Origin of the sequence: Pseudomonas sp. SO81, from assembly GCF_030374125.1 — a bacterium.
In the GTDB taxonomy this organism is placed as follows: domain Bacteria; phylum Pseudomonadota; class Gammaproteobacteria; order Pseudomonadales; family Pseudomonadaceae; genus Aquipseudomonas.
Window position 1 is genome coordinate 4,425,704 of sequence record NZ_CP126126.1, and the last position, 25,514, is coordinate 4,451,217.

Here is a 25,514-nt window from a genome sequence, read left to right on the forward strand (position 1 = left end):
GTGACATAGCGTTCCCCAAAATATGCCGCGCGGTGCGGCGGTTTGGAGGTGTTGATGGCTGGGCCTTGGGATGAGTATGGTCAAAGCGGCAGTTCTGGCGGTGAGCCGTGGAACGACTACAGTCCGCAACCCGCCACTCCGAAGGCTGAAGGCATCGGCGACACCCTGATCGGTGGTGCTAAGTCCACTGGCCGTGCGCTCACTTCCGCTGTTCGCAGTTACACCGGCAACGGCAAGGGCATCGCTGACGACGCGCTCGAGCAGCAGCAAGCTCCGCGCGACCGGCGCCTGGTGAAGTTCCAGCAGGACTTCGCCGATCGTACTTCCGCCCTGGGCGAAGATCCTGGCGTGCTGGATACCATCGGCGAAGGGATCGGGGCGGTAGTCGACAATCCGGCCGGTGCAGGCCTGGCTGTGCTGGAGCAACTGCCGAACGCTGCTGTCGCGCTGGGCGCCGGCTGGGCAGGCCTGAAGGCTGGTGGTGCAGCTGGCGCGGGTATCGGTTCTGTCGTGCCAGGTCTTGGTACAGCAGCTGGCGGGGTGGTTGGCGGGGTGGTCGGCGGCCTGGCGGGCATGTTCCTCGGCAATGCGGCCTTGGAAACCGGCAACAAAGCCATGAATCTGGCCGATGATGGTGAAGTCACACCGGAAGAGATGGCCCAGGCCAGGAGTGAGGGCGCTATCAAGGGAGGCGTCATCACTGGTATCGACGCGCTGACGCTCGGTGTCGGTGGGAAGGTGGCGAGTACCCTGCAGCGGACCAGCACCACGGCGATCGAGGCGGCGACCAGGAAAGCCCTGGTCGATCGCGGGGTGGATGTCGCTGACGAGGCTGCCGTACTGGCGGCGCGCAGCAATCCAGAGATCGCCGGCGCCGTTCGGGCGGCACAGGAGAACGCTCGCAAGGCCACCGACAAGCTCGGCAAGCGCCTTGCGGTGGGCGGTACCGTGCTCGGCCTGGAGACCGTGGGTGAGGGTGTTGGAGAGTACCTGGGCGAGCTGGCTGCTACCGGCGAGGGCAATGTTCCGGACGCTGTGCTTGAGGGCCTGCTCTCTCTGGGGCAGAGCAGCGCAGAGGCGACCTGGAACGTGGCGCGCACCTCTCCTGCTCGTCTCGTGCAGCCAATGCCAACAGCGGAAAACCCAGCCCCTGCCCCAGTTCCTCGGCCTGACCCCAGCGCTGGGTCCATTTCGCGCGCGGCGGCGATGCTGCCGGCGCCAGATCGACTGGCTCTACCAGCACCAGAACAGATTCTCTACGGCGACAGCGACGGGCAGTTGAGCCAGCAGGGGCCGCAGCGCGACGTGGACCGTGAGCAGCGCCCAGTGCCTGGCCGTATGACGCCGGATACGAGCGGCGGTCCTGGTATGGATCAGCAGACTCCGCGTGGCGTGCTTAGCATTGCCGGCGATCTGCTGCCGGCGGAGAGAGTGCGGCCGATGGCAGCTGCTGCGCCTGCGGCGTCGGTCTACGAGGGGGAGGTGGTTCGTCCTGCCTTGGCTGACATGCGCCAGGAGGCGCTGATTGTTGATAGCCAGGGCGAGGCGAGGCCGGGGCGGGTGCCGAATATTCAGCCGCCTGTAGCTGAAACTCCTGGCGATGGCATGACCGAGCAGGCTCGGCCCGTCCAGCGGCCCGCCTTCCAGCAGATCCTGCAGCGTGCGCGCCAGGGCGGCGCAACGCCGGAGGCCATCGTCTCCGAAATGGGTGCGACCCGTGTGCAGGCGGCGCGGGCTATTCGTGAGGCAGAAGCCGAGCAGGCAGCCATGGCTGCCGTATACCGCGGCGTGCCGGCGGCCAACAAGGCATTACGCGGGCTGGCGCAAGCCGGGGAGTTCGAGGTCGTAAAGACCGCCCCTCGCGAATGGCGCGTGCAGCGCCGGCAGGAGGTGCAAGATGCTGATAGTGGGCAACGGGCTGCTGATGACCGAGCAGCAGGCAATCTACCTGCTGCATCAGCTCCGGCTGATCTCGTGGCGGGAAGCACAGCTGTGGCTGAGCGGGCAGCAGCTCCCGTACCCGCAGCAGAGCAAGGTGGAACTGATATTCCTGCTGCAGATGAAGGGGCCGACCGACAGCGTGCACTGAGGCAGGCTAATCGCCGCGGGAGTGCGGCTAGGCCTGGTGTGGAGCAGGCAGGCGCAACTGCATCAATCAAGGACTTCGGAGAGAAGATTGGCGGTGCCCGCAAGGATCGCGCTGTACCGACCGGCCCCAAGCCTGCGCGCGCAAGCGATACCGACGCGCGGCCGGCTTGGGCCCGCCGCTTCGAGCTCTCTCAGGTGGTCAGTAGCACCAATGCCTCGGAAGTCGGTCGCTGGGAGGTACGCGACAGCCGCCTCAAGGACTGGATGAAGCAGCCCAAGAGGGTCGGCAGTTACGCTACACGCGAGGAAGCCGAGCAGGCTGTGCCGCTGATCGCGGTTGCCCAGAAGCACCGCGTCCTTTCGCAGCGCCAGGGCGACGGAGAGGGCTTCGAGATCTGGCGGACAGTCAGCGACCGTAAGCGCGTCAAGGTGGTCGACCAGGTGTTCCCGACTCGCGTGGCCGCAATGGAGTACATGGCAGCCAACGCGCAGAAGATCATCGAAACCAATACCACTTTCGGTGAAGCCGACTTGCCGCGGCCGGAGAATGCCCAGCGCATCGGTGCCGCTCGCCGTGATGGCCCAGTCAAGGACCGGGCGTTCATAGACACCTTTGGTTTCCGCGGCGTCGAGTTCGGCAACTGGAATAACCAGGAGGAGCGGCAGCAGCTGCTCGACGACGCCTACGACGGCCTGCTCGATCTGGCCGAGGTGATGGATATTCCACCCAAGGCGATCAGCTTGAACGGTGAGCTGGCCCTGGCCTTCGGTGCTCGTGGCCACGGCTTGAGCGGCGCCCGTGCCCACTATGAGCCGGGCAAGGTCGCGATCAACCTGACCAAGATGAACGGCGCCGGCTCCCTGGCCCATGAGTGGTTCCATGCCCTGGATCACTATTTCGGCCGCCAGGATGGGAAGGCCTCGGCCGAGTGGGTGGTCGACGAGGATGGCACCCGCTCGCTCAAGACCTCTGGCAACTTCGAGCGCGAGGCGGTCAGCTCGGGATTCAAGCGCACCGGATCCGGCGTTCGTCTGGAAGTGCGGCAGGCCTACAGCGAGCTGATGGATACCATGCAGCACAAGGCCGAGCAGTACATGGAGGACACTGCACAAGCCGACAACTTCGTGGCCCGCTCTCGCAAGGAGGTAGCCGACCGGCTGGACCGCCTGCGTGCCGACCTGGCCGATCAGAAGGACCCGAAATACTGGAAGCGCCACAACAAGCCTGCGAGCGCCGAGCAGCTGGCCAGCTTCGATACCGTGGCCCAGCAGATCCTCGACGGCGTGCAGCTGGAGACGGAGCTTCGCTCTACCAAGCCTGACGCTCCTGTGCGGCGCCGCAATGCCTTTAGTGGCATGCGCTGGACCAACGATGCACTGGAGCAGATCAGCGCCATCTACAAGGCTGTGCGCGGCCGGAGTGGCTTCAGCGCCGAGAGCAGCGGCGTACTGGACAGCCTGCGCAGCGCAATGGGCCTCTATTCGTCGCGCCTGAAGATGCTCGCGGATGCGCAGGGAGGCTCGGAGAAGACCCGCCGCGTGCCGACGCGCTTTGCCATGGACGCCAAGGAGCTGGACCAAGGCCGCGGTACCGACTATTGGACTACCCCGCACGAGATGGCCGCACGCGCCTTCCAGGGCTATGTCGAGGACATGATCGCGGAGCGTGGCGGCAGTAGCCCATTCCTGAACTACGGCCCCGAGCAGGCCGCCATTCCTACGCCTTGGGGCTGGAAGCGCCCATTCCCCACCGGCGCAGAGCGGAAGGCGATCAACCAGGCCTTCGACAAGCTGGTGGAAGTGGTAGAGGCTACCAAGCCTGATGCCGCAGGTCGGGTCGCTCTGTATTCACGCGCAAGCTATCGTCGCGCGCCCAGCGGGCAGGGAGGGCTCACGGCATCGAAGCTCAATGCCGATATTGCCGGCATCACCAAGGGCTGGAGCAATGCCCCGAAGATCGAGGTGGTGCAGTCGGTCAAGGATCTGCCGGCCAAGCAGCGCCGGACGGTGGAGCGTGACGGAGCCTTCGACGTTGAGGGCATCCTGAGCGATGGTTCGGTCTTCCTGGTAGCCGACAACCTGCGCGACCTGCAGCATGCGACCTTCGTCCTGCAGCATGAAGTACTCGGCCACTCCGGCCTGCAGGGCGCTTACGGCAAGCGCCTGAGTCCGCTGCTCATGAACATCTACAACAGCAACCCGAGCATCAAGGCTGAGGCCGACAAGCTGGTGCAGCAGTTTGGCTACCAGCCGGCGGTGGCGGTGGAGGAGGTGCTGGCCGACATGGCTGCCGACGGCACAATCCAGCAGCAGGCCTTCTGGCCAAGGCTGATGGCGGCGATGCGCGCTGCACTGCGCGCGGTCAGCGATCGCCTCGGCAGGAAGATGGAGTGGACAGCCGGCGACATCCAGGCGCTGCTGGCGAACGCCAGGCGCTATATCGAGAGCGGTACCGGAAACACAGGCTCGGGGCGGCTGGCCTTCTCGCGCGATGGCCGCTCTGGGCGATCGGTCGAGGTGCGCAACTCGGATGGAAAACTGGTCGCCCCGAACGGGAAGCAGTCGAAGCTCAGCCAGCGGCAGTGGCACCAGGTGCGGACTCCGGAGTTTAAGCGCTGGTTTGGCGACTGGCAGGCCCTGGCCACGCAGGAGCGCCTGGATGCCCTGAAGCCGCTGCGCATCAAGACGCCAGAGGCCTGGCGGGAGTTGAGCGACAAGGACCGGCTGGGCAAGGTAGAGGCGAGCCTGAAGCAGCTGGCGCGCGAAGGTATGACCATGCAGCACGACGAGCTGGGTGAGGTGAGAGTCGGCATGGCTGGCGCGAAGAAGGCGGCCTCATCTGCTGCTGACCCGGCGAAGCGCACGGTATTGGACCGCCTACAGCAGAGCTTTGAGCATTCCATCTATGCCAGCAGCGCGCTGGATCAGCGTGGGCCGGCGCCGGTGACCTTCCACAAACTGTTGGCGCCGCTCGATATCGACGGCGTGCCGGTGGTGGCGGTGTTCACGGTGCGGGAGGATGCGAACGGGCGGATGTTCTACAACGCCGTTACGGTCGACAGAAAAACAGAAGCCCCGGCAGTCTCTCCGGGCGACATGAGCGAGGCTCAGAGATCGTCACCGGCCAATGCCAGGGCTCCAGCCGACTTTGTACGCCAGCCCCTGCAGCGCGTCAATCCGGAGTCCGTGTCCAAGGCGACCGACGGCAACGGCGAGCCGTTGGTGCTGTTCCACGGTACGGCCGAAGATTTCAACATCTTCGACCAGGGCCGCTCCGGATATAGCACCGGGCATGCTTCAGCTCCTCTGGGGATCTTCCTGACCAGCGAGAAGAACATGGCCGAGGGATACGCGCGCAACGCCAGCGACGGAATGCCGGGCCTTGCGAGGGTGATGCCGCTGTATGCCAGTGTGCGCAACCCCTACGAGATGACAGTGGCCGAGTCGCAGAAGCTGGACACTATCCAGAAGTCGGCGGCGTTCCGGGCTGAGCTGGAAAAGCGTGGCCATGATGGGGTGCGGCTGAAGGGCACCTCTGTGTGGGTGGTGTTCAGCAACACGCAGGTGAAGTCGGCAACCCACAACACGGGGGCTTTCGACGAGATCGACCCGGATATTCGCTACTCCCGCGCGAGCCAGCGCGATACCGAAGCCCTGCGCAAGCTGGGCCTGGCCGGCGGTGAGGCGCAGCACCTGCTCGATCGCGTGCGCGGCCTGACGCTGGAAGGCCTGCAGGAGCGCATGCGTTCCTGGGCTACCAGGTCGGAGGAGGGAGTATTCGACGGCCTGGCCGGCATTCGCCGAGCTGAGCAGGCCGCTGGTGTGACGGACCCCAACCAGCAGGGCTATGTGTCCGCCAGGCTGGCCAGCGGCATCGCCGACGTAATGCACGGGGTGCTGCACTATGCGGCGCCGGAGTGGCGTGATGGCATCGTTTCCGGCAAGGCCGGTACCCGTGGCGTGCTCGATATCCTGGGCGACCTGGGCGCCGACAACCTCACTCCGTGGCTTGCCTGGCTGGGCGGCAAGCGCGGCCAACTGCTCAAGGCCCAGGGGCGGGAAAACAATCTAACCGACGCCGATATCGCCGAGCTGCTGGCCATGGGCAAGGGCAAGGAAGAACTGTTCGAGAAGGTCTACCGCGAGTATGCCCAGGTGAACGAGGCGGTTCTGGATCTGGCGCAGGAAGCCGGGCTGATCGACCAGGACGCCCGGGCGAAGTGGCTCACCGACTATTACGTGCCGTTTTACCGGCAGGATGAGGCGGAGGGCATCTTCACTGCGCCGCGGACGAACCGTGGCCTTTCCCACCAGTCAGCCGCTATCAAGGCCTTGAAGGGCGGCAAGTTGCCGACCAGCGACCTGCTGGCCAACATGCTGGCCGGTTGGACCAAGCGCATCGACGCCTCGATGAAGAACAAGGCGCTGCTGGAGGTAGTGGATAACCTCAAGGGCAGCGACTTCATCGCCGACGAGAGCCCGCGCTGGCAGCAGGTGCTGGTGTCGCGCGACCAGATCGCCGCGCAGATCCGCAAGGACCGCAAGGCGCTGCAGCTGGCCGCCGAGATGCTGGACCTGCCGGCCGGCTCCAACGCCATCAAGGTGGTCAACAAGCTGATGAAGCCAGAGAACGAGGGCTTCGAACAGCTGTGGACCCGCGTCGCGCCGACCGATCCTGACATCATCCGGGTACAGCGCGCCGGGAAGAACGAGTATTACCGGGTGAACGACGAGAGCCTGTTGCGCGGGCTGCGGTTCGTTGAAGGCAGCGTGTTCAACGACCCAATCACCAAGATCGGCCGCGCCTTCAAACGGCTGCTCACCACCGGCGTGACGGCCTCGCCGGATTTCATCCTGCGCAACTTCATCCGCGACGCGGCCCATGCCTGGATGATCAACAAGGACGGGTTCACCCTGGGCAAGGACTCGATCAAGGGAATGCGCGATGCGCTTCGCGAGGACCAGGATTACCGTGACCTGATGTTCGCCGGCGGCAGCTTCCAGGGTGGCTACGTGCACGGTGCTGATCCCGAGGCCTCAGCGCAGATTATCCGCCGGGCGCTGGAGAAAAAGGGATTCACCAAGAGCCAGCAGGAAGCCTACCTTGGCAGCCTGGTGAACACCCCGGCGAAAGCCGCGGCGATGCTGGGCAAGGGCTGGCAGAAGTATCGCGAGCTGGGCGACAAGGTCGAGAACGCCAACCGGCTGAGCACCTACAAGGCGGCACGCGGCGCCGGGAAGAGTCGGCGGCAGGCCTCATTCGAGGCCAAGGATCTGATGGACTACAGCCTGCGCGGCAACTTCGCCGCGGCGCAGTGGTTCACCGACGTCGTTCCGTTCCTCAACGCGCGGCTGCAGGGCCTGTACAAGCTCGGCCGTGCAGTGAAGGGCGACAAGGGGCTGCTGGCCAAGGAAGTGGCCATGAAGGGCGCCTACATTGCCCTGTTCTCCCTGCTGCTCGCCGGGATCAACGATGACGACGAGCGTTACCAAGCCCTGCAGGACTGGGACAAGGACATGCACTGGCACATCTTCCTGGGCGACGAGCACTTCCGCATTCCCAAGCCGTTCGAGCTGGGCCTGCTGTTCGGTACCGTGCCGGAGCGCATCCTGCACACGCTGACCGGCAGCCAGGGCGGCGACGATCTGACCAAGGCCGTAGCGCAGGGCGTGTTCCAGACCCTGGCGTTCAACCCGGTACCGCAGTTCTACCAGCCCATCCGCGAGCTGCAGGCCAACCGCAACTTCTTCCGCGATTCGCCGATCGAGGATATGGGCGACGAGGGCAAGCTGCCCGAGGCGCGCTATGACGAGCGGACCAGCGCTATCGGCAAGGTGCTGGGCCAAGTGACCGGGCCGACCATCGGGCTCTCGCCCAAGCAGATCGACCACCTGGTGCAGGGCTATACCGGCACCATCGGTGGGTACGTGCTGGGGATGTCCTCTCTGGTCGCCGCCGGCCTCACCGAAGGCGAGGGGCCGGCATGGCGCGCGGAGGATCTGCCGGTGGCCAAGGTGATGTACCAGGGAGACGCGCCGCGGACGAGCAAGTACCAGGCGCAGTTCTTCGACATGCTGACCGAGGCGGACCAACTGCACCGGACGCTGAAGTCCTACCGCGAGGAGGGACGGCTGGAAGCGGCTGCGGATTTGCTGGATAGCAGCGGTGACAAGATCCGCCAGCGGCCGGCGCTGGGCCTGGCCAGGCGGCAGCTGGGCACCATTCGCAACCAGATGGATGCGGTCTACCGTGACAAGGTGATGAGCGGGGAGGAGAAGCGCCGGCGCTTGGACCAACTGCAGCGGCGCGCCAATGAGGTGGCGGAGAGGGTGGTGAAGAAAGCTGAGGCTGCCTTCTAGAAGAAGAGGACGTTGACCAGGCCGACCAGAAGGATGCCCGCACCGCACAGGATGCCGAAGCCCCAGAAGGTGCTTGCGGCATCGGAGCGGGTGGCCTTGCTGGTCGACTTGTACATTGCGAAGCCGATGCCGATCATCGCCCCGCCAACCACGGGGTTGCCAAGCAGGGCGACCATGCCGAGGACCATCAGGATGCCGCCGGCATACACCTGGAGCATTCGAGCTCTCCTATTAATTGACGGCTCCAGTGTAGGGGTTGACCCGTGGCTGGCGCGAGGCCCTTTCCAGGGCCTATGGTCATTCGTACAGGCGAGGTGAAACTTCCCACTTGTTCTGGTCAAGCTCGCAGTAAAACAGCGAGAAATCCAGATTGAACAATGCTTGCAGGTCAATATTTTTCCCGTGCAAATAGTTTTGGCTAAAGCGAGCGCCAAAATAAATTTCCTTTATCGAGGAAATGGGGAATTCGAAGTCTTGATAGTCAGAGAGCGCATCGTTTGTCATCTGCCGAACTGCTCTGACTTCTTCCTCATAGCTCCAGTGTATTGACTTGTGGAGAAATATCTTTTCTATAGTCGCTTTATCTCTTTTGCTGGGAAATCCGCTCGGATAATACAATTCCACTTCGTCAAGGTTTGGGCGGATTGACGTATATATGATGCTGCCGTTACCGCAAGTGACTATGTTCTCTTCTTGGTCTTCAAGGCCGGCAAGCTCGGTGTCGATGCCGATTACTCCGCCCGTATGGTTCATGGCGTAGTGCGCCCACATCAATAAGTTGAGCGGATTTCTCGTAAGTGACAAGACGCCCATGTTGTGGCGCAATAACATTAGCCTGGTATGGTTTGATTGAAAGAAATCGTCTTGTTGAATTGTTACGGGGGGAGTAGTTACGGAGCCTAAGCAGTCGAACGGGTCATTGAACGTGGCGGGGCGGGTGAAGCGCAGCGTCCTGTTATTTATGCACGCCAATAGGCCTTCGATAGACATATATTTATAGAGGATCATCAGCGCTCCAGCGAACTTAGGCAGATTTGTTGAATTTGGCTTGTATGATGTTGCCAGTTTGGAGTTGATCAAGGTGGTCGGCATACCACTGCATCATCTTGCGCCGCTGATCCAGGTACTGGGCTTTGTTGTAGACGCCGGCGACGCCTTCCTTTTTGTGCGATAGCTGGGCCTCGATGTGGTTCTCGTCGAAGCCAGCCTCGTTCAGCAGGGTGCTCGCGACGTGGCGGAAGCCATGGCCAGTCTGCTGGCCCTGGTAGCCCATGCGGCGCAGCGCCATGTTGAATACCATGTTGCTCATAGGCTTCTTGCGGTCGACCCGGCCCGGCAGCAGCAGGTCGTAGGCGCCAGACAACGCATACAACTCCTCGAGCAGTGCCATCGACTGGCTGGAGAGTGGCACGACGTGCGGTCGCTTCTTCTTCATGCGGGCGGCCGGGATCTCCCACTGGGCATTGGCCAGATCGAACTCGCTCCAGCGGGCTTCCCGGACTTCGCTCGGGCGCAACCCGTTGAGGATCAGCAGCCGCAGCCCGATCTTGACGGCGCGGTCGCCAGAGTAGGCATCGATCGCGCGGAGCAGGGCGGGTAGTTCGTCCTCGGTTACGTGGGCATAGTTCTCCGAGGGGCGGGTCTGGAGAAAGCGGTGGAGCCCGTCGACCGGATTGTGAGTGCAGCGGCCAGTGACACGGGCCAGGTCATAGATCTCCTTCACGTACCGGCGGACGTTGCCGGTCTGATCGATGATCCCCTTCTTCTCCATTGCCCGGAAGAACTCCATCCATTCCATCGGCGTGATGTCGACGTAGGGGCGAGCGCCCATCTTCGGGAAAACGTGCAGCTCCAGGGCGCCCATGACACGAATGCGGTAGCCCTCGCTCCAGCCGGCCTTTCGTGCATCAAACCATTCCCGGGCCAATGGCTCGAAGGTGTTCTCGGCCTTGGCTTTTTCCGCCGCGGCAGCGGCTTTCTTGTGCGTGGAAGGGTCGATGCCCTGGGCTACCTTCGCCCTAGCATCCTGGGCTTTCTCCCGGGCGATCGCTCCGGTGACAGTCGGGTAGGGGCCGAGGCCAAGCCACGACCAGGCGCCGGTGGCTGGCTTCTTGTAGCGGAACTCCCAAAGCTTCTGGCCGGTGGGTTTCACTCGGAAATACAGGCCGTTGCCGTCGTGCTCACGGTAGACTTTCTCCTCGGCTTCCAGGGATGCCAGGGTGGTGTCGCTCAGCGGGCGGCGCTTGATCTCGGTCCTTTTCATGCTGTCCTGTATGCCGGGTTCGAATAGCTCGGCAGCATACACACCGGCATACACCGTGTGTAGAGATAGCATGGGATAGGGTGAGACAGGCTGAAACAAGAAAGCCGGCTCAAGTGGCCGGCTTTCCTGGGGTTTGACACAACATGAGGCATGTTGAGATCGGGAGGTGGTCGGAGCGACTGGATTCGAACCAGCGACCTTCTCGTCCCGAACGAGACGCGCTACCAAGCTGCGCTACGCTCCGAAGGATGGCGCGCATTTTACCGAAAAAGTTTTGCGGCACAAGGGGTTAGCTGGAAGATTTTTGCGGCCACGATTCCGTGTGGCGCGGTGTACTCAGAGCTCTTTGACGGTAATGACCTGGTCCTTGTTCACCCGTGTCGGTTTGCCGTCGAGCTGTTCGAATTCGTAGAAGCCGGATTCCTCGTCGAACTCGGGCACGTCCGTAGTCTGAATCTGGGTGCCGTCATTGAGGGTGATGACGCTGGGCGTCGAGCAGCCGGCCAGTGCCAGCAAGCCGGTGGCGAGCAGGGCGGTCAGGGTCCGTTGGGTCATGGGTACCTCCGGTAGTCATGGGGTACGTAAGACGAGGATTTGCCGCTGCGGTTCCCGATCAGCCGCGCAGTAGTTCCGGCGTATTGAAATTGGCCAGGCGAGCGTCGCCCGGTTCGCAGGAGAACTCCCGCGGGTCGAGCTGCAGCATCGCGCGCAACGGGCTGCGCTCGCCGTTCTGCCAGATCTGCTGCAGCGGCAGCAGCAGGGCGCGTGGCAATAGGCAGAACAGCGGTTGCCATTGCTCACCCTGGCGGACCATCACCGGCTTGCCGGGGTGCTCCCGAGCCAGGCGGCGCAACTCCGCCAGAAGGCTCTCGTCCGCCAGCGGCGCATCGCAGGGTAGTACCAGCAACTGTTCGTGGCGCGCTGCGGCAAGGCCGCTCAGCAGGCCGGCCAGGGGGCCGGGAAAGTCCGGCTCGGCGTCGCTCACCAGTTGATCGGCGAACCGCGCATAGCGCTCGGCATTGCGGTTGCAGGAGATGATCAGGTCATCGGTCAGCGGCCGTACCCGTTCATGCAGATGGGCGATCAGCGGTCGGTCGCGCCATTCCAGCAGCCCTTTGTCCTGGCCGCCCATGCGCTGCCCGCGGCCGCCGGCCAGCAGCAGGATGGAGCAGGGTGGAAGCGCAGGCGTGGTCATGGCAGGGCTCTGGGTCGGGGCCTGTGATATAACACCGGCCAGTTTTCGCCACAACCGGATCACGCCATGAGCCACAAGGCCGAGGCGGCTTTCGTGCCGCTGAACATCGCCGTTCTGACCGTCAGCGACACCCGCTCGCTGGAAACCGACACCTCCGGCCAGCTGTTCGTCGATCGCCTCGCCGCCGCGGGCCATCACCTGGCCGCGCGGGTGCTACTGAAGGACGATCTGTACCGCATTCGTGCCCAGGTGGCGCAGTGGATCGCCGAGGATGAGGTGCAGGTGGTCCTGATCACCGGCGGCACCGGCTTCACCGGCCGCGACAGCACGCCCGAGGCGGTACGCTGCCTGCTGGACAAGCAGGTGGATGGCTTCGGCGAGCTGTTCCGGCAGATATCCGTGGCCGATATCGGCACCTCCACCATTCAGTCCCGTGCCCTGGCTGGCCTGGCCAACGGCACCCTGGTGTGCTGCCTGCCGGGCTCGACCAATGCCTGCCGTACCGCCTGGGACGGCATCCTCGGCGAGCAGTTGGACAACCGCCACCGCCCCTGCAATTTCGTCCCGCACCTGAAGCAGGCCGCCGCCTGCGAGAGCCGCGGATGAGCCTGCTACCGGTCGAAGAGGCGCTGCAGCGCCTGCTGACCCTGGCCGAGGCCACGCCTATTCATGGTCGAGAAATAATCGCGCTGGCCGCTGCCGACGCTCGCGTGCTGGCCACCGATCTGGTGGCCGGCCTCGATCTGCCGCCTTGGCCGAACAGCGCCATGGACGGCTACGCCCTGCGCCTGGCCGATAGCCAGGGCGAGCCGCTGCCGATCAGTCAGCGCATCCTCGCCGGCCAGGCTCCCGAGCCGCTGCAGCCTGGCACCTGCGCGCGGATCTTCACCGGCGCGCCCATACCGGTGGGGGCCGATACGGTGGAGATGCAGGAGAACGTCGAGCTGCTGGCCGATGGCCGAGTACGTTTCCGCGAACCGCTCGAGGCCGGACAGAACGTCCGCCCCCAAGGCCAGGAGACCCGCACCGGCGAAGTGGTGCTGCCCGCCGGCACCCGTCTGGGCCCGGTCGAGCTGGGTCTGGCCGCCTCGCTCGGCAACGCGGTTCTGGCGGTGCGGCGCAAGCCGCGAGTGGCGGTGATCTCCACTGGAGACGAGTTGGTCGAGCCCGGCCAACCGCTCGGCGCGGGGCAGATCTACAACAGCAACCGCAGCCTGCTCTGCGCCTGGCTGCAGCGCCTGGGCTGCGAGGTGCGCGATGCTGGCATCCTGCCGGACGATGCGCAGCGCACCCGCGAGGCCCTGGCGGCGCTAGGTGATGCCGATCTGATCCTGTCCACCGGCGGCGTTTCGGTGGGCGAGGCCGACTGCCTCGGCCAGGTCCTGCACGAGGAGGGTGAGCTGGCCCTGTGGAAGCTAGCGATCAAGCCGGGCAAGCCGCTGACCTGCGGCCATTTCCGCGGAGTGCCGGTGCTGGGGTTGCCGGGCAATCCGGCCTCCACCTTGGTGACCTTCGGCCTGTTGGCGCGTCCCTATCTGCTGCGTCGCCTCGGCGTGCAGCGGTTCGAGCCGTTGGCGTTCCAGGTGCCGGCCGGCTTCGCCTGGAGCAAGGCGGGCAAGCGCCGCGAATACCTGCGCGCGCGAATCGAGGGCGGTCGCGCCGTGCTCTACCCGAACCAGAGCTCCGGGGTGCTGCGCAGCGCCGCCTGGGCCGATGGTCTGGTGGAGGTGTTGGAAGATCGAACCTATGCCGAAGGCGACTCGCTGCGCTTCATCCCGCTGAGCGAGTTGCTGGCCTGAGTTTGAGCGTGCTGCTTTAGAGCGGCGCGCCCTTGCGGCTTTCGCGGTATTCACCCGGGGTCATCCCGGTCCACGCCTTGAAGCTGCGGTGGAACGAGCGCGACTCGGTGAAGCCCAAGTAGCTGGCGATATCCTGGATCGCCAGGTCGCTGCGCAGCAGGTAGTGCTCGGCCAGTTCTTGGCGCAGCTGATCGAGGATCTCCTGGTAGCTGGTGCCGGCCTGCTGCAGGTGGCGCTGCAGGGTGCGCACCGTCATGTGGAATTTCTCGGCGACCTTTTCCTTGCGCGGCAGGCCGTCCTTGAGCAGCAGGCGCAGGGCGTTCTTCACCCGTTGCGGCAGCGGCTCGTTGTCGTCCAGCCCGGCCATCATGGTCAGCGCGTGTTCTTCCAGGGTGCGCAGCAGGTTGGCGTCGGCCTGGCGCAGGGGAATGCTCAAGTAGTCCAGCGGCACCAGCAGGGCATTGCTCGGCTGCTCGAATCGCACCGGGCAACCGAACACCTCTTCATACGCCGATTGCTCGGCTTCGGTGGGTCGCGCGTGCTCGAACCACACCTCGCGCGGCGAGCGGTCCATGTCGGCGATCCAGCGCGCGTAGAGCATCCACGAGGCCAGCACGTTCTCCACCATGTGCCGGCGGATGCCCGGGTGCTCGTGGCGGCAGTTCCAGATCAGCCGCACATGGTCGCCGGCCAGTTCCAGCTGACTGGTGCCCATGTCGCCGACCAGTTTCTCGTAGGGCACGATGCGGCTCATCGCCTCGCCCAGGGTGGCGCAGTTCATGGTGATGTAGCCGAGCACGCTCCACGAGCCGGGTTGTACGTAGCGCGCGGCATGCAGGCCGAACAGCGGGTCGCCGGAAACCTGCATCAGGTGCTCCAGCAGGCGCTCGTGTACCTCGCTGGGCAGGCGCTTGCCGTTGTCCGCCAGGTCCTCGGCGCTGATGCCGGCAACGGCGCGAGCGGCCTCCACGTCCAGGCCGAGGTGTTCGGCGTGACGCAGATACTTGAGCAGGGCGGGGACCGAGGTATAGCCGAGGGTCAGCATGGTCGATTCTTGTTGTTCTGCTTGTCTTGATTGGCGACAGCCGCTGTCCCGATTCGACAGTGACCGCAGCGGGCGGCTGGCTAGTATAGGCAGCCATCGATCATCAGCGGAACTGTGAGGAAAGGACGGATGCGACGTTGGAACGGATGGGGCGACGAAGCCACCCAGGTTGAACTGCCAGCCCATGGCGGCGCCTTCCTGGCCGAGCGCGTCGGCGCCGGCCAGCGCCTGGCGGACGCCAGCCTGGAGCAGGTACTGGCGCGCGTGCCGCAGACGCGCCTGGGCACTCGTCATCCGCTGGTCAGCGTCGATGCCGAGGTGCGCGTGCGCCATGCCCGCGGCCAGAGCCTGCCGGACTGGCTGGCCATGCGCTCCGGCGATTTCGGCGTGTTCCCCGATGGCGTGGCCCTGCCGGAAACCGCCGCGCAGATTCGCGAGCTGCTGATCTGGGCGCAGCAGCAGGACGCCATTGTCATCCCCTACGGCGGCGGCACCTCGGTGGCCGGCCATATCAACCCGGTCGAGTCCGATAAACCGGTGCTGACCCTGTCGCTGGAGCGCATGACCCAACTGCTCGACCTCGACGAGCAGAGCCAGATCGCCACCTTCGGCCCTGGTGCCAGCGGCCCGCAGGTGGAGGCGCAGCTGCGCGCTCGCGGCTATACCCTCGGCCATTTCCCGCAGTCCTGGGAACTGTCCACCCTTGGCGGCTGGGTCGCCAGCCGTTCCAGCGGCCAGCAGTCGCTGCGCTATGGGCGCATCGAGCAGCTGTTCGCCGGCGGCAAGGTCGAGACCTTCGCCGGCACCCTGGAGATTCCGACTTTCCCAGCCTCGGCCGCCGGCCCGGACCTGCGCGAGCTGATCCTCGGCAGCGAAGGGCGCTTCGGGGTGATCTCCGAAGTGCGCGTGCGCGTGACCAGACTGGCCGAGCAGGAGAAGTTCTTCGCCGTGTTCCTGCCCAGCTGGCAGCAGGCCCTGGCCGGCATCCGTGCCCTGACCCAGGCGCGCGTGCCGCTGTCGATGCTGCGCCTGTCCAACGCCATCGAAACCGAGACCCAACTGGCCCTGGCCGGCCATCCGGAGCAGATCGCTCTGCTGGAGAAGTACCTGGCTCTGCGTGGCCCCCGCGCCGGCAAGTGCATGCTGACCTTCGGCGTCACCGGCAATCGTGCGCAGAACGCCCTGTCGGTCAAGCAGGCCAAGCGCATCCTGCGCGCCGAAGGCGGGGTGTTCACCGGTACCCTGCTGGGCAAGAAGTGGGCGGAAAACCGCTTCCGCTTTCCCTACCTGCGCCACGGCCTGTGGGAGGCCGGCTATGCGGTGGACACCCTGGAGACGGCGACCGACTGGAGCAACGTCGACAACCTGCTGAACAAGGTCGAGGCCAGTCTGCGTCAGGGCCTGGCGGACGAGGGCGAGCAGGTCCACGTGTTCACCCACCTGTCCCACGTCTATGGCGAGGGTTCGAGCATCTACACCACCTACGTGTTCCGCCCGGGCATCAGCTACGAGCAGACCCTGGCGCGCTGGAGCAAGCTCAAGCACGCTGCCTGCCAGACCATCGCCGGCAACCGCGGCACCATCAGCCATCAGCACGGCGTCGGTCGCGACCACGCGCCGTACCTGGTGGCGGAGAAGGGAGAGCTGGGCATGGCGGCGCTCAAGGCCATGGCCCAGCACTTCGATCCCGAGCAGCGCCTGGCACCTGGCGTACTGCTGGAAGACTGAGATGAGCTGGAACGCCACCTGGCGTGAAACCGCGCTGCCGGAACTGGCGGCACGCGACTGGGACCTGATAGTGGTCGGCGGCGGTATCACCGGCGCCGGCATCCTGCGCGAGGCGGCGCGGCGCGGCTGGAGCTGCCTGCTGCTGGAGCAGCGCGACTTCGCCTGGGGCACCTCCAGTCGTTCGTCAAAGATGGTCCACGGCGGCCTGCGTTATATCGCCAAGGGCCAGCTGGGCCTGACCCGCGACTCGGTGCGCGAGCGCCAGCGCCTGCTCGGCGAGGCGCCGGGCCTGGTCGACCCGCTGCCGTTCCTGTTCCCGCATTACCGTGGCCGCTTCCCCGGCCCCAAGGTGTTTGGCGGCCTGCTCGGTGTGTACGACGCCCTGGCCGGCCAGCGCCTGCATCGCTATCACCCGCTGGCCGAGCTGCGCTACCTGGCGCCGGGGCTGCAGGAGCAGACGCTGCTCGGTGCGACCCGTTTCACCGATGCGGTCACCGACGATGCGCGGCTGGTCATGCGCGTGCTGGGCGAAGCGCGCGCCGACGGCGGCGAGGCGCTCAACGGCGTGCGGGTGGTCGAGCTGAGCCGCGACAACAGTCGGGTGGTCGGGCTGGTCGCCGAAGAGGTGGAGAGCGGTCAGCGCCTGGCCTTCCGTGCCCGCGCCGTGGCCCAGGCCACTGGCGCCTGGGCCGACGGGCTGCGGCAGAAGGTTGGCCTGGAACATATCCGCCCGTTGCGCGGCAGTCATCTGCTGCTGCCGGCCTGGCGCCTGCCGGTGGCCCAGGCCATAAGCTTTATGCACCCGAAAGATGGCAGGCCCGTCTTCGTGTTTCCCTGGGAAGGCGCCACGGTGGTCGGCACCACCGACCTGGACCACGGCGAGTCGCTGGGCCAGGACGCGCGCATCAGCGCCGAGGAGGTGGATTACCTGCTGGCGGCCTGCGCCAGCGTATTCCCCCATGCCGGCATCGGGCATGCCGATGTGCTGTCCACCTGGGCCGGCGTGCGCCCGGTGGTCAGCGAGGGGGAGAGCTCCAGCAAGAAACCGTCGGACGAGAAACGCGAGCATGCGCTGTGGGTCGAGCCCGGCTGCGTGACCTTGGCCGGCGGCAAGCTGACCACCTTCCGCCTGCTGGCCCTGGAAGTGCTGCGCGCCTGTGCGCCCATGGTCGATCGCGAGGTAACGGATGCCGGCCAGCAGGTGTTCCGTAGCGCCGAGCCGTGTGCGCTGCCCGGCCTGGGCGTGGCCCAGCAGCGCCGTCTGGCCGGTCGCCATGGCTTGGCACTGCCACGTCTGGCTCGACTGATCGACGAGCTCGGCGGCGCCTGCATCGACGCCAGCAACACGCTGTGGGCCGAGCTGGCCCTGGCCTGTGACGAGGAGCTGGTGCTGCACCTGGACGACCTGCTGCTGCGCCGCACCCGTATCGGCCTGCTGCTGGCGGGCGGTGCCGAGGGCGAGCTGCCGCGCATCCGCGCGCTGTGCCAGCCGCGCCTGGGCTGGAGCGATGCACGCTGGGAACAAGAACAACAACGCTATCTTGAGCTGTGGCGTAGCTGCTACAGCCTGCCCTGAACTGCCTGGAAACCGACGTGACCGAACAACGCTACCTGCTGGCCATCGACAACGGCACCCAAAGCGTACGCGCGCTGCTCTTCGACCTGGCCGGCAACCTGGTCGGCAAGGGCAAGGTGGAGCTCGAACCCTACTATTCCGAGCACCCCGGCTGGGCCGAGCAGGACCCGGAGTACTACTGGGCCAGCCTCGGCGAGGCCTGCCGCCGGCTGTGGGCCAGCGTCGAAATCGACAGAAGCCAGATCGCCGGCGTTTCGGTCACCACCCAGCGCGGCACCCTTATCAACGTGGACGAGGCCGGCAAGCCGCTGCGCCCGGCCATTCTCTGGCTGGACCAGCGCCGCGCCGAGGTAGCGGGCAGCATCACCGGGCCCTGGGGTTGGCTGTTCAAGCTGATCCGCGAAGAGGCGACGGTGGACTACTTCCGCGCCCAGGCCGAGGCCAACTGGGTCGCACAGCAGCAGCCGGATATCTGGGCCCGCACCCACAAGTTCCTGCTGCTCTCGGGCTTTCTCAGCCACCGCCTGAGTGGCCGCTTCGTCGACTCGGTGGGCAGCTGCGTGGCCTACCTGCCGTTCGACTACAAGCGCCTGTGCTGGGCCAAGCCCAGCGACTGGAAGTGGCAGGCCATCCCGGTGCGCCCGGACATGCTGCCGGAGCTGGTCAAGCCGGGCGAGCGCATCGGCAGCATCACCGCCGCGGCCAGTGCCCACACCGGCATCCCCGAAGGGCTGCCGCTGATCGCCGCGGCCTCGGACAAGGCCTGCGAGGTGATCGGCGCCGGCGGCGTGGAGCCGAGCACGGCGTGCCTGTCCTATGGCACCACCGCGACCATCAACACGACCCGCGCCAAGTACCTGGAGACCATCCCGCTGATCCCGCCGTACCCGGCGGCGATTCCCGACCATTTCAACACCGAGGTCATGATCTTCCGCGGCTTCTGGATGGTCAGCTGGTTCAAGGAACAGTTCGGCCATGCCGAGCGCCAGCGCGGCCTGGAGCTGGGCGTGGAGGCCGAGACCCTGTTCGACGAGTTGGTCAACAGCGTGCCGCCGGGCTCCATGGGCCTGACCCTCCAGCCGTTCTGGTCGCCGGGCATCCGCGAGCCGGGGCTGGAAGCCAAGGGCTCGATCATCGGCTTCGGCGACGTGCACACCCGCGCGCACCTGTACCGGGCGATTCTCGAAGGTCTGGCCTACGCCCTGCGCCAGGGCCGCGAGCGCATCGAGAAGCGCTCTGGCACGCGCATCGAGCGCCTGCGCATCTCCGGCGGCGGCTCGCAGAGCGATGCGGCCATGCAGCTGACTGCCGACATCTTCAACCTGCCGGCCGAGCGCCCGCACCTGTACGAAACCTCCGGCCTCGGCGCGGCCATCGACTGCGCCGTCGGCCTCGGCCTGCACCCGGACTTCCCCACGGCCATCGCCGCCATGACCCGGGTCGGCAAGGTGTTCCAGCCCAACCCGCAGGCGGTGGCGGTCTACGAACGGCTGTATCGCGAGGTCTACCTGCGCATGTACAAGCAGCTCAAACCGCTGTACGGCAGCATTCGTGAGATCACGGGGTATCCCGCCTAGCGTTTTCCAAGCGTAACGGTAGTCGGCACTTTCCCCTCTACGCCGCGGTCTGCTGTACTCGGACGAACCACAAGGGAGAGGGGGCGTAGCATGAGCGAGCGCAAGGCACTGCTGATCCTGCATGGCAAGCAGGCGCAGAACGAGGAAGTGCGGGCCGCGGTGATGGCGCTGCGCGAGAATGGCTGGGAGCTGGCCGTGCGCCTGACCTGGGAGGGCGGCGATGCCGCCCGGCTGGTGGATGAGGCGCTGGCCGCCGGCTATCCGACTCTGATCGCCGGTGGCGGCGACGGCACCCTGCGCGAGGTGGCCGAGGCCATGGCGCTGGCGGGCAGCGACGCCTCCCTGGCCTTGCTGCCGCTGGGTACCGCCAATGACTTCTGCCGCGCCGCCGGCATTCCGCTGCCGCCGGCGGAGGCCCTGTCCCTGCTGGAGTTCGAGCCGCGCTCGATCGACCTGGGCGAGGTGGACGGCCAGCTGTTCCTCAATATGGCCACCGGCGGCTTCGGCTCGAAGGTCACCGCCAACACCTCGGAAGAGCTGAAGAAGATGCTCGGCGGCGCCGCCTATTTCCTCACCGGGCTGACGCGTTTTCCCGAGGTGCATGCCGCCTTCGGCCGCTTCAGCGGGCCGGGCTTCACCTGGGAAGGGGATTTCCTCGCCCTCGGCATCGGCAACGGGCGCCAGGCCGGCGGTGGTCATGTGATGTGCCCGCAGGCGCGTATCGACGATGGCCTGCTGGATATCTGCATCGTGCCGGCGCCGCAGGACGTGGTCGGTACCCTGGGCACGCTGCTGTCCGGCGGCATCCTCGGCCTGGAGTCGGTGTCGATCAGCGCGCGCCTGCCGTGGCTGGAAGTGGAGGCGCCGGAAGGGCTGGACATCAACCTGGATGGCGAGCCGCTGGAGAGCCATCGCCTGCGCTTTGCCGCGCGCACCGGGGCGCTGCGCCTGCACCTGCCGAATATCTCGCCGCTGCTGCAGGACCGCTAATCGTCGGCGTGGATGATGCCTTCGCGCAGGGCATACAGCACCAGCCCCGGCACGTCGTGGATATCCAGGCGCTTCATGATCTGCGCGCGGTGCGCTTCCACCGTCTTCACGCTGAGGCTGAGGCCTTCGGCAATGGCGCGGGTCGAGGTGCCGCGTGTAATCAGGCGCAGGATCTCCACCTGACGCTGGGTCAGGTCGTGGTCGCTCGAGGGATGTTCGTTGGACAGCGCCTGTTCGATCACCGGTTGAGCGATGGCCGAGCTCAGGTAGCGTTCGCCGCGACCGATGGCGCAGAGCGCCAGGTGCAGCTCGGCCATGGCTGCGTCCTTCAGCAAATAGCCATGGGCGCCGCGGCGCAGGGCGTCGAGTACCACTCCGGCCTCGTTGTGCATGGAGAGCATCAACACCTTGCTGGTGGGGGCCACCTCGGCCAGCGGCTTGATGGCGTCCAGGCCGCTGACGTCCTTCATGGAGATGTCGAGCAGGATGATGTCCGGTTTCAGTTCGCGGGCCTGTTCGACCACCTGCTGGCCATCCTCGGCCTCGCCGACGATCTCGAAGCCGGGCAATTCATCCACCATCGCGCGCACACCGATTCGGATCAGCGCGTGGTCGTCCGCGAGAAGGACGCGGCAGCTCATGGCCGCGCCCCAAGAGCTGCTCTGTGGCAGGCTGCGCAAGGCGCAAAAAGGGGAAGCATCGTTCGGTTCCCTCCCGTTCTGCCCCGTGTCCGACAGGGCGTCGACCAGAGGTAGACGTCGGGGCTAGGTGATTTCACTCTAGCTAAGGATTCGTCCGATTGGTCAAGGTTCTGTCGAAAAGACCTACGGTCATGTCCGTCCGTACTGGACGATCAGCGCCGGTAGGCTCTGCAACGCCTCGCTGCTCTGTGCCGCGCCCAGGCGCAGAGCTTCCTTGGGCATGCCGAAGACCACGCAACTGGCCTCGTCCTGGGCGACGGTACGGGCGCCAGCCTCGCGCATGGCCAGCAGGCCGCGGGCGCCGTCGTCGCCCATGCCGGTCATGATCACGCCCAAGGCGTTGGGGCCGGCGTGGCGGGCGACGGAGCGGAACAATACGTCCACTGACGGCTTGTGCCGGTTCACTGGTGGCCCGTCGAGCACTTCGACGAAGTACTGCGCGCCGCTGCGCTTGATCTGCATGTGGCGGCCGCCTGGCGCTACCAGGGCCAGGCCGATGCGCACCCGGTCCATGTGCTTGGCCTCGCGCACCTCGATGCGACAGATGCTGTCGAGGCGCTGGGCGAACGCGGCGGTGAACTTCTCCGGCATGTGCTGGACGATGACGATGCCTGGGCAGTCCACCGGCAACTGGCGCAACAGCACCTCCAGAGCCTGGGTGCCCCCTGTGGACGTCCCGAGAGCGACCACCCGGTCGGTGGTGGCGAAGCCGGCGCTGCCGCTGCGCTCAACCCTGGCTGTTCCTGCAGCTGGGGCTGGACCAGCGGCACTGGTCTGTGTCGCCGAGGTCCGTGGCATGGCGCGCGGGTGGCTGCGGGCGGCGGTTTCGATCTGCTTGATCAGGTCGCCGGAAATCTGTTGCAGGCTGTCCTTCAGGCCCAGGCGGGACTTGGTGAACACGCCCACCGCGCCGGCGGCCAGCGCCTCGAGGGTGATATTGGCGCCGGCCTCGGTGAGGGTGGAGCAGATGATCGCCGGCGTAGGGCGCTCGGCCATGATCTTGCGCAGGAAGGTGATGCCGTCCATGCGCGGCATCTCCACGTCCAGCACCAGTACGTCGGGCCAATCCCTGTTCATCTTTTCCAGGGCGAACAGCGGGTCGGCGGCCTGGCCACTCACCCGCATGCCGGGGTGGCCGTCGATGCAGGCGGTGAGCACCTGACGGACCAGGGCCGAGTCGTCGACGATGAAGACCTTGATCATGGCAGCCTCAGACTCGCTCGAACACGGAAGGGCGCACGTTGCGCAGCGGCAGCTGGAAGCCGTGCAGGCTCTCGGCATGGCCGATGAACAGCAGGCCTCCCGGGCGCAGCCGCCCGACCAGGCGCTCGACGATGGCGCGCTTGTCCGGGTTGCTGAAGTAGATCAACACGTTGCGCAGGAAGATCACGTTGAAGGGGCCGACTTCCGACGGCAGGTCGCGCATCAGGTTGAGTTCGGCGAAGGCCACCCGGTGGCGCAGGGGCTGGCCGATGCGAAAGCTGCCCTCGTGGTCGCCGACCCCGCGCAGGCAATGGCGTTGCAGCCAACCGGCAGGGAGCTGGGCGGACTGTTCCAGTGGGTAGATGGCCTGGCGTGCGCGCTCCAGCACGCGCTGGCTGAGGTCACTGGCGAAGATCGACCAGTGCGGGGTGCGCGCATGTTCGGCCAGGGTCATGGCCATGCTGTAGGCCTCCTCGCCGGACGAGCTGGCGGCGCTCCACAGGTGGATCGGACCACGCTGGCTGGCGACCCACTCGCCAAGGAAGTCGAAGTGTTTGGGCTCGCGGAAGAAATAGGTCTCGTTGGTGGTCAGCAGGTCAATCACGAGCCGGCGTTCGCTCTGGTTGGCCGGCTGGCGCAGGAAGTTGACGTACTCGTAGAAGTCTCCCTGGTCCAGCTCGCGCAGGCGCGACATCAGGCGTCCGGCCACCAGCATGCGCTTGCTGTCGGCCATGTGGATGCCGGACACCTCCACCATCATCTGCTGCAGGTAGCGGAACTCGCCGTCGGACAGCTTGGGCAGGTGCCGATGGACCATTAGCCCGCCTGTTGCGCCAGGCTCAGCTGGCGGATGTCGTCCAGCGACAGCACCCGGCGCACGTCGACGATAATAGTGAAACCCTGATCGTCGCGAGCCATGCCGGCGATGAAGTCGGTGCGAATGCCGGTGCCGAACGGCGGGGCCTGTTCCACGTCGCGCGGGTCGATATCGAGCACGGCATCCACCGCATCGACCACCAGGCCGATGCGCTGGGCCTGGCCGTTGCCATCCAGCTCCAGCTCGATGATGACGATGCAGGTGCGCTTGCCCGGCTCGGTCAGGTCGAGGCCAAAGCGTGCCGCCAGGTCGAGCACTGGCACCACGTTGCCGCGCAGATTGATCACGCCGTGGATGAACGCAGGCATCATCGGCACGGCCGTGACCTGGCCGTACTCGATGATCTCCCGCACCAGTTCGATCGGCAGGGCATAGCGCGCCTGGCGCACGCGGAATGACAGGTGCTGGACACTGTCGTCCAGTACCTCGTTGCTGCGGGTGGCGGTGATGGCGTTCATGCAACCCCCATCAGTTGAAGCTGACGAACTGGCCTTCGTCCGGCACTGTTTGCTGCGGGCGGCGCTCGGTGCGGCGCAGCTCGCGCAGGTTGCTCTGCCGTGGCGGCTCGGCGCGGCGCGGCGCGAAGCCGGCGGGTTGGTTATCCAGGCGGAAGTAGCCGATCAGTTCCAGCAATTGACCGGCCTGGGAGTTCATTTCCTGGGCGGTAGCGGCCAGCTCCTCGGAGGCGGAAGCGTTCTGCTGGGTGATCTGGTTCATCTGGCCCATGGCGATGTTGATCTGCGCCGCGCCGCTGCTCTGCTCCTGAGAGGCGGCGGTGATCTCCTGAACCAGGTCCGAGGTCTTCTGGATGTTCGGTACGATCTCGTCTAGCAGGGCGCCGGCCTGTTCGGCCAGATGCACGCTGCTGCCGGCCACGCCGCCGATCTCCTGGGCGGCCACCTGGCTGCGCTCGGCCAGCTTGCGTACCTCGGCGGCGACCACCGCGAAGCCCTTGCCGTGGTCGCCGGCGCGGGCGGCCTCGATGGCGGCGTTGAGCGCCAGCAGGTTGGTCTGGTAGGCGATGTCGTCGATGATGCCGATCTTGTCGGCGATCTGCTTCATCGCCTGAACCATCTCGCGCACGGCGTTGCCACCCTGCACGGCATCGTTGGCGGCCTTGCCGGCGATGCCGTCGGTGACCCGCGCGCTGTCGGTGTTCTGGGCGATCGAGGCGGACATCTGTTCGACCGAGGCGCTGGTCTCCTCGACGCTGGCGGCCTGCTCGGTGGCAGCCTGGCTCAACGACTGCGAGGTGGCGCTGACTTCCTCGGAGGCCGAGGACAACGAGTCGGCGGCGCTACGTACATCGGCCATGACACTGCGCAGACGCTCGGTCATATGCTTCATCGAGGCCAGCAGGCGGCCGGTCTCGTCGCGGCTGTCGGCTTCTACCGTCACGCTCAGGTCGCCCTCGGCCAGGCTGTCGGCGACGCTCACGGCGCGGTTCAACGGGCGGGTGATGGAGCGGGTGACCAGCATGCCGATGGTGAAGCCGAGGCCGGCAGCGATCAGGATCAGCACGATCATCTGGGTACGCGAGCCAGTGTAGATTTCGGTGATGCTGTCGTTGGCCTCCTTGGCGCGGGCCTTCTTCTGGCCTACCAGTTCGGCGATGGTGGCGTCGGCCGCACTGCCATGAGCGCGCAGCTGTGGCATCAGGGCAGTGAAGGCGCTGTTCTGGGTCAGGTCGGTGTTCTTGTTGGCTTCCAGTATCTGCAGCGCGGTTTTCTCGTATTCACCGAGCTGGGTGTCGAGCGCCGCCAGTTTGGCCAGCGACTGCTCGCTGTTGAAGCTGGCGCGGGCCCTGTCCAGGTTCATGTGCAGTGCCTTGATCGCTTCGTGCACCTGTGCGGCAGTGCTCTCGCGCTCCGGCAGCGAGGTGGCTAGCAGGTTGCTGCGCAGGTGGCGGCCCAGGTAGATGAGGTCCATGTTGGCGCTCATCATGCTGTCCAGCGCCTGCATCTCGCGACTGTACATCCTGTCCGACAGCTCGTTGACCTTGGCCAGATTGATGATGCCGAGCGCGCCGACCAGGGCGGTGAGGAGCACCACCAGGGTGAATCCGGCGATCAGCCGTACGCCGATCTTCATATTGCGGATGAATTGCATGGT

The 25,514-nt window shown here is 65.9% G+C and carries 18 protein-coding genes and 1 tRNA gene; 7 read left to right on the forward strand and 12 right to left on the reverse strand.

Annotated elements, in window-relative coordinates:
- Positions 1-54 precede the first annotated feature (54 nt).
- Positions 55-8,448 (forward strand): LPD38 domain-containing protein, encoded by an 8,394-nt coding sequence (locus tag OH686_RS21180; protein WP_289535033.1) that lies wholly within the window; start codon positions 55-57, stop codon positions 8,446-8,448.
- Here OH686_RS21180 and OH686_RS21185 read toward each other — a convergent pair.
- From OH686_RS21185 to mobA, 6 genes are all read right to left on the reverse strand, one after another.
- A complete protein-coding gene (locus OH686_RS21185; protein WP_289535034.1) occupies positions 8,445-8,666 on the reverse strand; it encodes a hypothetical protein in 222 nt (73 codons plus the stop codon). The genes OH686_RS21180 and OH686_RS21185 overlap by 4 nt on opposite strands.
- A gap of 79 nt (positions 8,667-8,745) precedes the next feature.
- Positions 8,746-9,456, reverse strand: a complete 711-nt coding sequence (locus OH686_RS21190) for a DUF2971 domain-containing protein (RefSeq protein WP_289535035.1) — start codon at positions 9,454-9,456, stop codon at positions 8,746-8,748.
- 16 nt (positions 9,457-9,472) lie between these two features.
- Complete coding sequence (locus OH686_RS21195) at positions 9,473-10,711, reverse strand: tyrosine-type recombinase/integrase (RefSeq protein WP_289535036.1); 1,239 nt, start codon at positions 10,709-10,711, stop codon at positions 9,473-9,475.
- A 167-nt stretch (positions 10,712-10,878) separates the two neighbouring features.
- Positions 10,879-10,955 (reverse strand) — tRNA-Pro (locus OH686_RS21200).
- A 92-nt stretch (positions 10,956-11,047) separates the two neighbouring features.
- Positions 11,048-11,266, reverse strand: coding sequence for a YgdI/YgdR family lipoprotein (locus OH686_RS21205; RefSeq protein ID WP_192397372.1), 219 nt, complete (start codon positions 11,264-11,266; stop codon positions 11,048-11,050).
- Between the two features lie 58 nt (positions 11,267-11,324).
- Positions 11,325-11,906: a molybdenum cofactor guanylyltransferase MobA gene (gene mobA / locus OH686_RS21210; protein ID WP_289535038.1), complete on the reverse strand. Its 582-nt coding sequence runs from the start codon at positions 11,904-11,906 to the stop codon at positions 11,325-11,327.
- A gap of 66 nt (positions 11,907-11,972) precedes the next feature.
- Between mobA and moaB the strand changes: the two genes are divergently transcribed.
- Together moaB and OH686_RS21220 are read left to right on the forward strand one after the other, a co-directional pair.
- On the forward strand, positions 11,973-12,512 hold the full coding sequence (gene moaB / locus OH686_RS21215) for a molybdenum cofactor biosynthesis protein B (RefSeq protein ID WP_289535039.1): 540 nt from the start codon (positions 11,973-11,975) through the stop codon (positions 12,510-12,512).
- Positions 12,509-13,705 carry a molybdopterin molybdotransferase MoeA gene (locus OH686_RS21220; protein WP_289535040.1) on the forward strand — a complete coding sequence of 399 codons (1,197 nt, stop codon included), beginning with the start codon at positions 12,509-12,511 and terminating at the stop codon, positions 13,703-13,705. Before moaB ends, OH686_RS21220 begins: the two co-directional genes overlap by 4 nt.
- 16 nt (positions 13,706-13,721) lie before the next feature.
- Here the strand turns inward: OH686_RS21220 and gliR are convergent, their stop codons facing one another.
- A complete protein-coding gene (gliR, locus tag OH686_RS21225; RefSeq protein WP_289535042.1) occupies positions 13,722-14,750 on the reverse strand; it encodes an AraC family transcriptional regulator GliR in 1,029 nt (342 codons plus the stop codon).
- Positions 14,751-14,879: 129 nt separating this feature from the next.
- Here gliR and OH686_RS21230 point away from each other — a divergent pair, with 129 nt between their 5' ends.
- From OH686_RS21230 to yegS, 4 genes are all read left to right on the forward strand, one after another.
- Positions 14,880-16,478 carry an FAD-binding oxidoreductase gene (locus OH686_RS21230; RefSeq protein WP_289535044.1) on the forward strand — a complete coding sequence of 533 codons (1,599 nt, stop codon included), beginning with the start codon at positions 14,880-14,882 and terminating at the stop codon, positions 16,476-16,478.
- A 1-nt stretch (position 16,479) separates the two neighbouring features.
- A complete protein-coding gene (locus tag OH686_RS21235; RefSeq protein WP_289535045.1) occupies positions 16,480-18,054 on the forward strand; it encodes a glycerol-3-phosphate dehydrogenase/oxidase in 1,575 nt (524 codons plus the stop codon).
- Between the two features lie 17 nt (positions 18,055-18,071).
- Positions 18,072-19,631, forward strand: coding sequence for an FGGY-family carbohydrate kinase (locus OH686_RS21240; RefSeq protein WP_289535046.1), 1,560 nt, complete (start codon positions 18,072-18,074; stop codon positions 19,629-19,631).
- Between the two features lie 90 nt (positions 19,632-19,721).
- Positions 19,722-20,621 carry a lipid kinase YegS gene (gene yegS, locus OH686_RS21245; protein ID WP_289535047.1) on the forward strand — a complete coding sequence of 300 codons (900 nt, stop codon included), beginning with the start codon at positions 19,722-19,724 and terminating at the stop codon, positions 20,619-20,621.
- Here yegS and OH686_RS21250 read toward each other — a convergent pair.
- From OH686_RS21250 to OH686_RS21270, 5 genes are all read right to left on the reverse strand, one after another.
- Positions 20,618-21,262 carry a response regulator gene (locus tag OH686_RS21250; protein WP_289535049.1) on the reverse strand — a complete coding sequence of 215 codons (645 nt, stop codon included), beginning with the start codon at positions 21,260-21,262 and terminating at the stop codon, positions 20,618-20,620. The genes yegS and OH686_RS21250 overlap by 4 nt on opposite strands.
- Positions 21,263-21,451: 189 nt before the next feature.
- Positions 21,452-22,525 carry a protein-glutamate methylesterase/protein-glutamine glutaminase gene (locus OH686_RS21255; protein WP_289535051.1) on the reverse strand — a complete coding sequence of 358 codons (1,074 nt, stop codon included), beginning with the start codon at positions 22,523-22,525 and terminating at the stop codon, positions 21,452-21,454.
- Between the two features lie 7 nt (positions 22,526-22,532).
- Positions 22,533-23,342: a CheR family methyltransferase gene (locus tag OH686_RS21260; RefSeq protein ID WP_289535053.1), complete on the reverse strand. Its 810-nt coding sequence runs from the start codon at positions 23,340-23,342 to the stop codon at positions 22,533-22,535.
- Positions 23,342-23,860, reverse strand: coding sequence for a chemotaxis protein CheW (locus OH686_RS21265; protein WP_289535055.1), 519 nt, complete (start codon positions 23,858-23,860; stop codon positions 23,342-23,344). The genes OH686_RS21260 and OH686_RS21265 overlap by 1 nt, the downstream gene beginning before the upstream one ends.
- A gap of 10 nt (positions 23,861-23,870) precedes the next feature.
- Positions 23,871-25,511: a methyl-accepting chemotaxis protein gene (locus tag OH686_RS21270; protein ID WP_289535057.1), complete on the reverse strand. Its 1,641-nt coding sequence runs from the start codon at positions 25,509-25,511 to the stop codon at positions 23,871-23,873.
- Between the last annotated feature and the right edge of the window lie 3 nt (positions 25,512-25,514).